At 29.0% G+C, this 14,185-nt stretch carries 8 protein-coding genes; all 8 read left to right on the plus strand.

The window, feature by feature from the left end; translation table 11 throughout:
- The first annotated feature begins 27 nt into the window (after window positions 1-27).
- Window positions 28-744, plus strand: coding sequence for a thioesterase II family protein (locus tag FNW52_RS16775; protein ID WP_143378635.1), 717 nt, complete (start codon window positions 28-30; stop codon window positions 742-744).
- Between the two features lie 905 nt (window positions 745-1,649).
- Window positions 1,650-2,108: a thioesterase II family protein gene (locus FNW52_RS16780; RefSeq protein WP_185966020.1), complete on the plus strand. Its 459-nt coding sequence runs from the start codon at window positions 1,650-1,652 to the stop codon at window positions 2,106-2,108.
- 179 nt (window positions 2,109-2,287) lie between these two features.
- The gene (locus FNW52_RS16785) at window positions 2,288-3,925 is read left to right on the plus strand and encodes a cyclic peptide export ABC transporter (protein ID WP_143378637.1); all 1,638 of its coding nucleotides are present in this window, start codon (window positions 2,288-2,290) and stop codon (window positions 3,923-3,925) included.
- Window positions 3,926-3,992: 67 nt separating this feature from the next.
- The gene (locus tag FNW52_RS16790) at window positions 3,993-8,471 is read left to right on the plus strand and encodes an amino acid adenylation domain-containing protein (protein WP_255515629.1); all 4,479 of its coding nucleotides are present in this window, start codon (window positions 3,993-3,995) and stop codon (window positions 8,469-8,471) included.
- Between the two features lie 42 nt (window positions 8,472-8,513).
- Window positions 8,514-10,454 (plus strand): alpha/beta fold hydrolase, encoded by a 1,941-nt coding sequence (locus FNW52_RS16795; protein ID WP_143378639.1) that lies wholly within the window; start codon window positions 8,514-8,516, stop codon window positions 10,452-10,454.
- Between the two features lie 84 nt (window positions 10,455-10,538).
- Window positions 10,539-11,909, plus strand: a complete 1,371-nt coding sequence (locus FNW52_RS16800) for a hypothetical protein (protein WP_143378640.1) — start codon at window positions 10,539-10,541, stop codon at window positions 11,907-11,909.
- Window positions 11,910-11,936: 27 nt separating this feature from the next.
- Window positions 11,937-12,587: a 4'-phosphopantetheinyl transferase superfamily protein gene (locus FNW52_RS16805; protein ID WP_143378641.1), complete on the plus strand. Its 651-nt coding sequence runs from the start codon at window positions 11,937-11,939 to the stop codon at window positions 12,585-12,587.
- 389 nt (window positions 12,588-12,976) lie between these two features.
- Window positions 12,977-13,768 carry a phytanoyl-CoA dioxygenase family protein gene (locus tag FNW52_RS16810; protein WP_143378642.1) on the plus strand — a complete coding sequence of 264 codons (792 nt, stop codon included), beginning with the start codon at window positions 12,977-12,979 and terminating at the stop codon, window positions 13,766-13,768.
- Window positions 13,769-14,185: the final 417 nt, after the last annotated feature.

Consider the following 14,185-nt stretch of genomic DNA (forward strand, 5'->3'; position numbering starts at 1 on the left):
TAACAGATTAACAAACTAAATAAAAAAATGAATAATTATAATAATGTAAAAGTTATAGCTTTTCCCTTTGCAGGAGGAAGCATGTATTCTTTTCAAAATTTTTTAAAAAGTAATTCTAATTTTGTGGTTATCGAGTATCCTGGAAGAGGAAATCGAATCAATGAGAGTTTAATTGATGATATTACTTTATTAGTGAATAATTTAATGCCAGAGATTATCCGTGAGATTGAATTATGTAAGGATTATATTATTTACGGGCATAGTATGGGGGGGCTTATTGGATATTTAGTATGCCATGAACTAAAGAAGATTGGAATAAAAAGTCCTTTAAAATTGGTTATTAGCGGAAGAAATCCCCCTTCTATTGAGCGTGATAGAAAAATATCTCATTTATCAAATGATGAATTTTGGGAAGAGGTAATAAAAATCGGAGGAATCTCTGAAGAGGTTCAGAGCTATCCTGAATTAATGGAGTTTTATATGCCGATTTTAAAAGCCGATTTTAAAACCATTGAAAATTATATATATGAAGAAGCTGAAAAAATAGATTTGCCTATAGACGTATTTTATGGTACCTGTGAGGAGATAAAAGATGAGGAAATAATACAATGGAAAAATCAAAGTTTATCAGAAGTCACAATTAAAGCAATGGAGGGAGATCATTTTTTTATATACAGTAACGAAATGTTTTTTATAAATTATTTTAAGAATATCAACTCTCATATATTGAAATCGAATGCTTAAAATCTCTATTAAGAATTTCCTCTTTCTAGTATTGTATTCCATTCCTAAATACCATACTCAGCTTTGGAATTGTCTATATAATCAATAATATAATTTCTAGCGGAAAGAATTTTTCAACTGATTACATGGGTTTTGTCATTGTATCAATTGTTATAAGTAGTTGTGATTAAATAGCCGACACTCTTGTCTATCTTTGTCAGATGTTAAAAAGTCACATTCTCACTGATAGTCAAAAGTTAGAATTAACGACTGTCTATGATAGTTCATCAAAAGCTCATCGATGTCAATGTATTCTATTGATTGATGAAGGTTTGAGTGTTAAAAAAGTATCAATAAGGTTAATACAAATATGGTAAAATGGGCAGTTCAATTTGGGCTGCCTTTTTACATTTATAGGAGTATGCTTTATGGTTTTAAAAAAAACTTTTCAATACCCGAAAGTCCGTAATTTTTATGTGAAAAGTCCGTAATCTTAATGTCAATGTGACCGCTATTTTCGTGCAAAAAATATTTAATGATTAAATGTATGTATTAATTTTGAATGATTTAAAGGGAAATTTAGGTTTTGTTATTGACTTAAAATCAAATGAAACATCATGTCATTTGTTTAAACACATGTGTGATAGATGGTTGTAAAATAAGAGTTGTTGGTTATTTATTAGTTACTATTGTTTTTTTTTTATTGAATAAAGATTTTAAAATTTCCGTGTAAGCAAATTACCATTCAGAACATATAAACTCAATTAAAATTTTATAGCTAATAGTCTTTTTATGTAGCTAGGCTTTTTATATAGTAACATTCAACTTTTTTGTAATTTATATGATTGGAAATATGATGATTAATGTTGAATGAATAAAAACGATAATAAAGAGTAAAGGAGTATTACAGGTAATTAATAAATTTATTGAGAATAACGAAAGGCAGTAAATATTCTTTTCAAAAATTTTCTCAAAAATTTTCAATTTTTATTGTTATAGAATACCCGGGGAGGGCTATGAGAATTATGGAAATGAGGATAAGTGATATTGACTTAATTATAGAAGATTTACTTTCAAAAGTTCTGGAAGAAATAAATTCATGTGAGGCGTATATTATTTATGGACATAGTATGAGGAGCCTTAATCGGATATTTAATTTTCCACAAACTAAAAAAAATAGATATAAGAAAGCCATTAAAATTAGTTGTAGGCGGGAGAAAAGCCTCTCAATTAAAAGAAAAAAAATATTATCCCACGTACCAGATAATCTGTTTTGGGAAGAAGTTATAAAAATGGGAGGTATTCCAGATGAATCTCAGAATCATCCTGAATTAATTGAGTTCTACATACCGATCTTGAAAGTCGATTTTAAAGCAATAGTATAATAAAAGAAAAGTTGAACATACCTTATAGAAAATCAAGTAATAGAATGGGAAAATGAAAGTTCTCGCGAGGTTAAAATAAAATCGTTAGAAGGAAATCATTTTTTTATATTTAATAATGAAGATTTTTTTATTAACTATTTTAAAAAGTTAAATATGAATCTAAATCTACCAATAAACTGATGCTTAAAATATCAATTAAAAACATTATTCATTTATTATTATATGCAATACCAAATACTCTTTTAAGTTTTGGAATTGTCTATATAATCAATAACGTAATGGCTGGAAACGAAGCTTTTTTAAAAAGCTATATGAGTATCGTGTTTATTGCGATACTTGTTTATACTTATCTACTAAATGTTACATTTCAAAAAAAATTAAATAAATTTTCATTTAATTTATTATATGAGAATGAAAAGAAAATTTTTAAACAAATACTAAACGCCTCTCTGCAGAAGCTTGAGCAATATGGTCCGCAGAGATTTTACACGGTTGTTGAAGATATAAGAACTTTTTCATTATTACCTTATACAATAACGCATACTGTTAATTCATTATTAATGCTAATGCTTTGTTTGGTATATATGTTTACACTTTCAGTATTTTCCGCATTAATTGTAATTGGTCTCATTATAGTAGTTGGAGGATGTTATTTTTTTGTAATGAATGCAATGTCAAAAAAAGTAAATGAATTAAGGAAGTATAATGAAGATTATTATAAATATGTAAATGATGTTATAAGAGGGTTCAAAGAACTTAAAATAAGTTTTTTTAAAAGAGATAACCTTATGAATAAATTCATGATTCCAAATAGAAATCAAGCAATGGACTTAGATTTTAAAATTAATTATGTTTTTTTATCAATTAATTTAATAAGTCAATATGGTCTATATTTTGTTGTTGCAGTAGTTCTATTTATACTTCCTGAATATGGATTATTATCAAGAGCGGATGTTATTGCTTACGTAGTTATCATTTTATTCATATCTGGACCAATAAATAATATTATCAACTTGCAACAATTGTATACTAGATTTATAGTGGCAAATTCTAGGATTTCAAATTTTATTAAGGATTTTGAAATTGTCGATGATATATTTAATTCAAAATTAAAAAAGGAGGATGATTTTCAATCGTTGAGTTTTGAAAACATTTCGTTTGCTTATCAGAATGAAAACAAAGAATTGTCATCATTTGCTTTAGGTCCAATAAAATTAGAAATAAAACAAGGCGAAACTATATTTATTGTAGGAGGTAATGGTTCGGGGAAAAGCACCTTTATAAATATCCTTACAGGACTATACAAGCTTACAGGAGGGAATGTAGTAATGAACGGAAAAGAAAAAATAGATGTTACAGAAATGATGCAAAATTTAATAGCAGCAGTATTTACGGATAACCACCTATTCTCTCATAACTATGAAGATTATAGACTTGAAAATAATGAAGAATATACTGAGTTGTTAAAAACAATGCAATTAAACGAAGTTGTTGAAGATGATAAAGAAGTATCAGCAAGAAGAAAATTTTCAAAAGGTCAAAGTAAACGTATGTCTCTGATTTTTGCATTGCTAGAAAAAAAACCTGTATTGGTCCTTGATGAATGGGCTGCAGATCAAGATCCTCATTTTAGAAAATACTTCTACGAACAATTATTACCAAAACTTAAAAGTGAAGGAAAGACAATTATTGCTGTAACCCACGATGATGCATATTTTCATCTAGCAGATAGAATTATAAAATTTGATTATGGAAATGTTGTTAAAGATATTAGAACGACTAGTAAAGTAGAGCTAACCGAAAATCTTTGGGTATAACACTTTTCTATTCAAAGTAAATTTTCAATTAAAGATTCTTACAATTTTCAAATAAATAAAGATTGTAATGAGTCTTATAATCATTTTATTAATAAGAAAGATGAATCTCACACTTCCTCAACAAGATGTCTATTTTGAACAGCTTATGTATCCTGAAGATCCTATTTATAACATAGGGGCAAAAATAATAATCAAAGGAACTATAGTTTATGAAGTATTGAATGAGGCATACATACAGCTCATCAATCAACACGATACTTATAGAAGTATTCTAAACCAATTTGATGATGGGATAACAATACAAACGATTAAAGAGCATATATCATCATTAGAGTATGTCAATTTTTCATCAAGTAATAATGCAGATGATGAAGCAGATGAATTTATGCAAACAATGTTTCAAACCCCTTTTCAATTAAGTGAAAAAAAAATATTACACAGGTTCATTCTAATAAAAGTAAAAGAGGAATTTCATTATTTGTTTTCTGTATACCATCATATTATTACAGATGGTTGGGGAACTTCATTGATGTTTCAACGATTGGTAAAAAACTATAATGAACTCTCAGAATTAGGGAAAATAACTACAGTTTATCCTTTTACTTATAAGGACTTTATTAAAGACGATCAGGAGTATTTTATATCGCATAATTATGAAGACGATAAGATATATTGGAAGACAAAATTTCAACAACTTCCTGAAAGATTATTTGAAAAAATTAAGCAAAAAAATAAACCAAATAAGAGTAGAAGGAAAGTAATAATAGTCAAGCGATCAGTTTATAACCAATTGGAACAAATAAGTGAAGATTTAGGGGCTACAACATTTCATGTGATTTTAGGCGTATTATATCTTTATTTTGGCAGGAAACATCAAAATAAAGATTTTGCAATAGGCCTTCCAGTATTAAATAGAGGGAAATCGGTATTCAAAAAAACAGTGGGATTGTTCATGGGAGTGTCGCCATTGCGAATTCAATTTAAGTTTGAAGATAATTTTGAGGACTTGGTAAAAAACATCAAGCAACAATTACGACAAGATTATCGTCATCAACGATTTCCCTTAGGGAAGCTTATTAAAGAACTGGATTTATTTCATGAAAAAGACAGACTCTTTAATATCACATTATCTTATGAAAAACAAAACTATGCGGATCATTTTGCCAATACTGAGACAAAAGTAATCCCATTGTCACATCAATCGGAACGTGTAGCTTTGGCTATTTACATTCGAGAATTTGATGAATCGGAAGATGTTAAAATTGACTTTGATTATAATATCAATTATTTCAATGAATCAGACATTACTAAAGTGGTAACTCATTTTGAAACATTACTTTCTGCCGTAATTGTTGACGCCCAGGAATCACTTTCAAAATATCAATATATTACAGAAACGGAAAGACAAGAATTATTAAATAGCTTCAATAAAACACAATTCAGTTATATTGATGATGCTACTGTAATAAATCTTTTTAATGAGCAAGTAAGCAAAAATCCTGATAGAATAGCATTAGTAGATGAGCAAATAGAGTATACTTACATCGAGCTGGATATATTATCAAACAAAATAGCAGGTCATTTACAAAAAACAAATAAGGAGCAGCACTCAGCTACGGTCGCGGTTTTAATGGATCGTTCGGCTAATCTTGTTACTACTTTATTGGGAATATTAAAATCAGGCGGTGCTTATATCCCGTTAGATCCCTCTTTTCCAAAAGATCGTTTAGAATATATTATTCAACATAGTGAAGTACAGCAAATTATCTCAACCCAAAATCTAAAACACAATCTAAACTTAAATTGTGAAATTATAGATATTGAAGTTATATTAAATGAAGAAGCTAATTTAGAACAAATTGAATTAAAAAAATTATCATCTGATGCCACGGCTTATATCATATATACTTCAGGATCTACCGGTAATCCTAAGGGAGTAGCTATAAGTCACAGATCATTATTGAATTTTTTAATTAGTATACAGCATCAACCCAAAATAGAAAAACAGGATTATTTATTTTCAGTTACAACACAATCTTTTGACATATCAATACTTGAATTTTTCACACCATTAATTTCAGGGGCCACCTTATATATTGCAAGTCAGGAACTTTTATCAGATCCTTTGGGCATCATCGTAAAGATAGAGGAACTAAAACCTACCATAATTCAAGCGACACCCAGTTTTTACCAAATGCTTTACAATGCTGGATGGAAAGGAAATAAAGCAATAAAAATTTTATGCGGAGGTGATCTGTTAAGTGAAACATTGGCCGAAAAATTATTAGGAACTAACGCTGAACTATGGAATATGTATGGGCCAACAGAAACAACAATTTGGTCTAGCTGTAAAAAAATAACTCAAGCCAAAGAAGCTTCAAATATTGGTAATCCTATTCACAACACTGAGTTTTACATTCTAGATGAATGTATGCAACTTCTACCTATTGGTAGTGTTGGGACTATTTACATTGGTGGTGACGGATTAGCTCAAGGATATTTTAAAAATGAAGAATTGACCAATGAAAAATTCATTCGAAGCTCATTTAATGAAAATAAGAAAATATACAATACAGGAGACTTAGGAAGATGGAATGAAAAAGGAGAAATAGAATTTCTAGGACGTAATGACAATCAGGTAAAAATTAGAGGGTATCGCATAGAACTTGGAGAAATAGAAAGTAAGCTAAATCAAATAGAAAACATTAAAGATTCTATAGTAATAGCTCAGAAAAGTGCAGAACAAGAAGCAGTGTTAATTGCCTATGTAATTATGGAAACAAGAGAGTTTAATAATCTTGCTATCATCAATACTTTGAGAAGAGAATTGCCTGAATATATGATTCCCAATACCATAATACCTTTGGATGAATTCCCATTAACACCTAATAAAAAAGTTGATAGAAAGGCACTGTCATTACTTAAAATAGGCATTGAGAAAATAATATCTTCCTATGAAGAACCAACTACAGAAATAGAAATTAGCCTCTGTAATTACTATAAAGAGGTATTAGGAATAAAGGCAGAAATCGGCGTTACGGATAACTTTTTTACACTTGGCGGTCACTCATTAAATGCTGTGAAATTAATAAACCACATAAATGAACAATTACATTATAAGATAACCCTAAAAGATGTTTTTGACTATCCGACTATACAAACACTTTCAAAATATCTTGTGAAAAAAGAAGCCAAGCAAAATACTAGCATTATGCCTGTAGAAGGACGTTTGTATTATGAAATTACTCCTTCTCAGTACAGTATATGGTTAGCATCACAGGTAGAAGAAAAATCAATAGCTTACAATATGTCGGCAGTATTCAAAATACATGGTCAAATCAATAAATCTGTTTTAGATCAAGTATTTCTGGAATTACAAAAAAAATATGAAATATTGAGAACTAATTTTATTGAAATAGGAGGTATTCCAAATCAAAAAATTTCTCCTCAAGAAAAAATGCATTTATCAATTGATGAATTCTTCTATGAAGAAAAAGAAATGATAAAGTCTATCAAATGTTATGTAAATAAAGCATTTGAATTGGAAAATGATACTCTTTTAAGAGTCGCATTATTTCATCAAAAAAACGGACATTCTTATTTGGGGTTCTGTACGCACCACATCTTTATGGACGGATGGTCTTTAGAAATTTTAATAAAAGAGGTTGTAAACAAATACAAGGAAATAGAGAAACAAGAAGGTTTAAATGATCACAAATTGAAGTTTCAATTCAAGGATTATGTTGCATGGCATCAAGAGCAACAAAAAAACTCCAATGAAAAAAATCTAAAGTTCTGGAAAACATACCTTGAAGGATATTCTTGGAAAAACAGTATACCTTTTGATAATGAATGCTATGAAGAGAAGCATATAGGAGCTGATCATGATTTTGTATATCAATCCGTTAAATTTTCGGAATTAAATGAATTTGCTCAGAAACAAAATATATCGCTTCATACACTGTTAGTTAGCACATTTACTATACTCATACACAAAATGTATGGAAAAGAAGATTTTTGTGTAGGAACAGTTAATTCTGGGAGAACACACTCAGTATTGCATAATCAGTTAGGAATGTTTGTAAAAACCTTGCCTCTAAGAAACCTTATAAATTCAGAACATACCTTTATAGAGATACTTAAGGAAACTCACCGAAATATGTTAATGATTGATGAGCATCAAGATCTTCCTGAAACGATACAAAATTCATTACGATTAGATGTACTGTTGGTATTGCAAAACCCATCGTTTAACTATACCTACATTAATGTAAACGAAAATTTGCATTTGCAAATATCGCCTATGAATACATCTTACAGCAGACTTCCTATGTTAATCACCTTTGCGGTAAATGAAGGAAAAGTATCAGGAACCATAAGTTATAACACTATAAATTATGAAGCAGAAACAATAGAGCTAATTAAACTAAAATATGAAAAATTGCTTGGAGAAATTGTGAAAAACTCAAACAAATCTTTAAACTCAATGGATATAAAGTTAGATATTGAAAAGGAAAGAACGATTGACATAGATTTCAATTTTTAAACTTAAAAATCTATCTAAAAAACATATCTAAAAAACATACCCATGAAATTAAAAATCACAATTATTACTATTACCTTTTTATTTATAACCTTTCTAGGAAACATAAATGCACAAAGTGTAACTTTTAAAAAAAGTACTGCTTTTCTTCCGCAATTTCAAAAATCAGATGCAAAAAAAATTATTTGGGGATATCTTAATGTCCCCGAAACATGGGGTGTAAATGATGGCAAAACAATAAAAATTGCAGTAACCATATTAAAAAAGAGTTCAAATATAAAAGATTCAAATGCAGTAGTCTTTTTACAAGGAGGTCCAGGGGCAAGTGGTATTGAAAATATATGGTCATGGTTAGAACATCCACTTCGAAAAAATAATGATATTGTTTTATTTGATGTCCGCGGAACAGGATATTCCCAGCCAAGGCTATCCGAGGACCTAGGGAAAAAATTTTTAGAAATTTTAGCGAAGAACCAATCTGAAGAAGAAGATGAAAAACAAAAAACAAATGCTACGATGTCATGTAAGCAAGACCTTATCAACAGAGGAATCAACATTGATGCATATAATAGTCTCGCTGTTGCAAAAGATCTTCATGCATTAAAGTCAGCGTTAAACTATAAAAGCTGGAATGTATATGGGGTATCATACGGGACATACATGGCACAAGTATATGCAAATAATTATGCGGGAGATATAAAATCATTACTATTAGACTCCGCTATCTATGATATTTCAACATATTATGTAGATAATACTGCTAATTATATGAATAGTTTGTACAAAGTATTTAAAATCTGTAAAAGTAAAAAGATATACGATGAGCAATATCCTAATTTAGAGAAAATATACTATAAAGTAATTGCTGATTTAGAGAAAAATCCCCTAACAGTATCTGTAGATAAATCACTGATCTCTTCTGGTAAATTTACATACAATGCTGAAGACTTTAAAGTTGCTATTCAACAAGCTTTATATAATAAGCAGTTAGTAGAAATTATTCCTTTGTTAATTTATCAGTTTCATGAAAGAAAAGGTGAATCACTAGGGAACTTGGTAAGCGCTTTTTCAAATTTGTTGGGGATGGATTACGGTGTATATTATTGTATGAGCTGTAATGAGACTCTTCCTAATAATGATTTTTCAAAATATCAACAAAATGCATCACAATTTAAGGGATTAAATGGAGGAATTTCATTCTATAAATCTGATTTTAAAGTATGTGATGCTTGGAATAGTAATCGTGCAGAAGCTACAAAAAAGCATTACAATCTTTCTAATCTATCTTCGGCTACATATCCAGTATTAGTTTTTTCAGGTGAATTTGACCCAATCACACCACTAGTTAACGGAAAAAAAGTAGCAGAAAGATTCGATAAGGCCTATTGTATTGAAGCGAAGACCTATGGACATGTTCCTAGTTTTACAAAAATAGGGTATGAGGTTGCAGAAAAGTTTATCGATGATCCTAAACAAAGAATTGATATTGATGTGTTTAATAAATCCAAGAAAATTAAACTTGTCACAGGGGTTATTATTAACAAAGGGGTCTCTAAAATAGGTAAAAGCATCAGTGAACTAGATCCTATTTTTTTATTCCCTTTAGTAATAGCTTTGGGATTAATGCTTGGATTCATTTTTATGTACCTTGTAAAGTTAATAAAAAACAGATACACTACTGTTCAAGATAAAATAGTAAGAATTTGTGTAACGATTACTTCTATTGTTGGATTGGTACTTTTTGGATGTTTGCTTATGGCAATAATTAAAGTTTCAGAACAAAACTTCTTTGTTTTAGCATTTGGGCTACCAGAAAGCTTCAACTATGTATTTTTATTAGTATTTGTCTTTTTTGTGTTCTTGATTTTAACTCTGCTGTATTACATCCTTACCATAAAAAAAACCAATGAGAGAAGTGTCATTTTCTCGGTAATTTTTTCAAACATACTATTAGCAACATATTTGCTTTATTGGGGGATTATATAAAACATTAATAGTATTAATAGCCTGTTTTATTTGAATTACAAAGAAAATATATAAAATTAAATATAAATAAAAAAGCACTTTTTTATGATAGAAAATATCACTGAAGAATATACAATCCTTTCAGAAAAATTTTTAGAATTTAAAAACAACAATGATGTTCCTGCAAGAATTAACACCAATGATGATTCGGTTCCTGACGTATTTAAAAACTATAAATTTCCTGTAAGTGGATGGCCGACACTAATTAACAAACAAATGACTGATGAGTTAACAGTATTATCAGTAAAAATTCCAAAATTATTAAAACAAATACCCTCTTTGTATTTTAATGATGATATTAATAAACTAGCTGACTTTTATTTCGGAGGAGATGAAACGTTGACAGAATTTGCAATGATATGTCATAAAAAAGATATTGAAATAGGTTGTAGATTAGATCTGACTTTTACTGAAGATGGATTTAAAGTTTTAGAAGCCAATATAGGATCTTCAATAGGAGGATGGCAAATACAAAGTTTTGAATCTCTTATAAGGAATAATCATCCGGAATTAATAAATAAAGACAAAGTTTGTAATTATAAGGGAAGGAATACATTACAGATATATATGAAATTCCTTATTGAACAAATAAATAAGCAGGTTGGCGAAAATAGTATCATTAACATATTTATGGAGATGAGCGGTATAGAAGATGAATTTGAAAAACAACAAAGTTTAATTTTTTTTGATGATCTATTTAAGCAAGAACTTGCAAATTACGGGGTAAAAGGAGGAGCGTATACAGGAGATATAAATTCATTAGTATTGGTAGATGGAAATTTATGTCTTGGCGATAAAATTATACAAGGTTTAATAATTTTAACAATGGATATGAATGTTACGCCAGCAATATTTAGAGCTTTTATGATGGATAAAATATATCTTCCAGATCATCTTGGACTTAAGATGCTCGGTGATAAACGAAACTTATCCATTTTGTTGGAATTAGCACAGGCTGAAAAATTTTCACCAGAAGAAAATGTATTAATACTTAAAAATATCCCATGGACTTCGTTTATCGAAAATAAAAAAGTCTTTTTCAAAGACAAAGAATATAGTCTTCCCTACTTATTAAAAACATATAAAGATAAATTTGTGATAAAGGTTGCAATAGGATCTCAGGGGAAGGATGTTTTTATTGGTAAATTTTCAAGTGGAAAGGAATGGGAAGAAGCTATAGAAATAGCATTGAAAAACAATGCATTTATTGCTCAGGAATTTAGTGATTCATTAGACTTTTTAGCACCTAACGGACAAAATGAATGGACATCGCATAAACTTATTTGGGGCGCATTTGGTTTTGGTGATTGCTATGGAGGTGTTTGGGTAAGAATGTCAGAAGAAAGAACGGATGTAGGTGTTATAAACTCTGCAACAGGTGCCGTTGAGGCAATAGTGTTTGAGATTGCTAATTAATGCTAAAGACAAAATACTTATACAAAAATGACTCAAATTTTATACTCATACATTTCTGAAGAAAATCATAATTACCTTATACAAAAATACCTAAATGAATTCCCAGATGATTTTAAAAAAAAAGTATTAGCCTATAGAAAATGGCAAGATGGTCAATTATCCTTATTAGGTAGATTACTTTTGAACCATGGTTTACAAAAAATGGGTAAAAAACACGAAAAAAAAAATCTTAACTACACTTCTTATAATAAACCGTTCCTAAATGATATCAATACTAAATTTAATATATCACATTCAGGTGAAATAGTAGTTTGTGTTCTATCGGACATGAATGATATTGGGATAGATATTGAAATAATTCACGAAATAAACATTGAAGATTTTGAGTCACAAATGACAAAAAGTGAATGGAATAATATGACGCTCATGGGTGATAGAAAAACGGCTTTTTTTGATTATTGGACACAAAAAGAAGCTGTTGTCAAAGCAGATGGAAAAGGACTTTCCATTCCTCTAAAATCCTTTGAAGTAACTAACCGTTATGCCAAAATAAATGATGAAGATTTTTTTCTTAAAGAAATTTTTTTAGATGAAAAATATAAATGTCATTTGGCTTTTAAAGATAAGATAGATGTAATGATTGTTGGTCCTAACATAGTTATGATTCATGAATTATAGTTATTTGTTGATAAGCTTTTTACAGAACACTAGCTTAATACCTCGCTACAGGTATTTTATTTCACACCCAGTACGGGCGCACCAGTTATGGCGTTATATAGGCACCAAAAAGAGTTTCTTTACAAGTTGAGAGGGGTTGTGTACGCTGCGCTCATGATATAAGAGTGGGTACTTCAATATTGTTCGAAAAGCAAGAAGAAAGTTCATCCTATATAACTTTTGAAACATTAATTTAATTCTAGGAATATATTGACCGAAAATAATAAATTAGCTATATTTTGAGAACATTATACGCTAGTTTTTAATAAAAATATCAGAAAAAAATACAATTAAACTTTTTAGCTTAATTAATAATTAATTCGTTACTTTGTAAGTACAAAAGATTTAATATGGATAAAAGTCAAATTGAAAGTTACAATAGAAAAGGTTTTTTAGTTGTCGAAAAAATGTTTACGCTAGAAGAAGTGATTAAGTGTAAGAATGAAATTTCTTACTTTTATGATAATAAGAATTTGCCAAATGTTATATGTGAAGATAAAAAAATACGGTCTATATTCGCCCCTCACATGCATTCTAAAATTTACTCGGATCTTTACAAGGATCCAAGATTATTAAATATAAGTTTGAAACTGGTAAAAGAAAATTTATATTTATATCAATACAAATTAAATCTTAAAGAGCCCTTTTTAGGAAAATGGTGGGAATGGCATCAGGATTATCCTTACTGGTACTTAGATGATGGAGTAAGTAATCCGGATATGATTTCTGCAATGATTTATTTAGACGATACGAAATCCTTTCAAGGGCCTCTAATGGTTATTCCGGGGTCGCATACAGCAGGAATAGCAAAATTTAAGGTGAAAGATATTGTTGATGAAAATAATTTGTTAAATTCACTCGGTTCTAACTTAAAATTCACTGTTGATAATGGTATTGTGAAAGAATATGCAGATCAAAATGGTATTGAAGTTTTAGAATTTAAAGCTGGATCAGTTATTTTTTTTCACCCGAATTTGTTTCATGCTTCTATAGGTAATCTTTCTCCTTACGATAGAGATACTATTATAATAACCTACAACAGTATTAAAAATTTACCAATTTCAGAAAAAAAGAGACCTGATTATATTTGTTCTACAGATTACAGTATTTTGACTGAAAGTAACGAATTGTATAGTTTGTAATTTGTTAGAGCAAAGTATTGTGAAGGTTGATATATTAGAAAAGGAATATTATTCATTATAGAATTAATATATTGCAGAAAAACAAGTTTAAAATATTTTTCGCTTCTGCTTAAATATTTTAAACTTGTTTAATTATATAACTTTAGTGTCTTGATTTGGAATATTTAATTTTTACAATATTAAAACGAAATATTCTTTTTAATGATTACAGAGGAAATGATTTAATGAAATTGTTTCTGTTGAATTCCAATAATTTGAATGCTTTTATTTTTTAATACTGCTTCTTTGTACCGTTGTAATTTTCTATGTTGCTTAAAATTATTTCATTAAATATGGTGCTTATCTCATAAGTGCGGTAGGCTGTTTTTTCTAAGGCTTTCATAATACTGTATTTTGGCGTTACTGATTTTAAAATTG

Origin of the sequence: Flavobacterium sp. ZT3R18 (assembly GCF_007097385.1) — a bacterium.
GTDB lineage: Bacteria > Bacteroidota > Bacteroidia > Flavobacteriales > Flavobacteriaceae > Flavobacterium.

Bases quoted from the DNA above. Each gene is read 5' to 3' on its own strand.
- FNW52_RS16785 (WP_143378637.1), top strand. From the start codon at position 2,288: ATGCTTAAAATATCAATTAAAAACATTATTCATTTATTATTATATGCA.
- FNW52_RS16800 (WP_143378640.1), top strand. From the start codon at position 10,539: ATGATAGAAAATATCACTGAAGAATATACAATCCTTTCAGAAAAATTT.
- FNW52_RS16805 (WP_143378641.1), top strand. From the start codon at position 11,937: ATGACTCAAATTTTATACTCATACATTTCTGAAGAAAATCATAATTAC.
- FNW52_RS16810 (WP_143378642.1), top strand. From the start codon at position 12,977: ATGGATAAAAGTCAAATTGAAAGTTACAATAGAAAAGGTTTTTTAGTT.
- FNW52_RS16795 (WP_143378639.1), top strand. From the start codon at position 8,514: ATGAAATTAAAAATCACAATTATTACTATTACCTTTTTATTTATAACC.
- FNW52_RS16790 (WP_255515629.1), top strand. From the start codon at position 3,993: ATGAGTCTTATAATCATTTTATTAATAAGAAAGATGAATCTCACACTT.
- FNW52_RS16775 (WP_143378635.1), top strand. From the start codon at position 28: ATGAATAATTATAATAATGTAAAAGTTATAGCTTTTCCCTTTGCAGGA.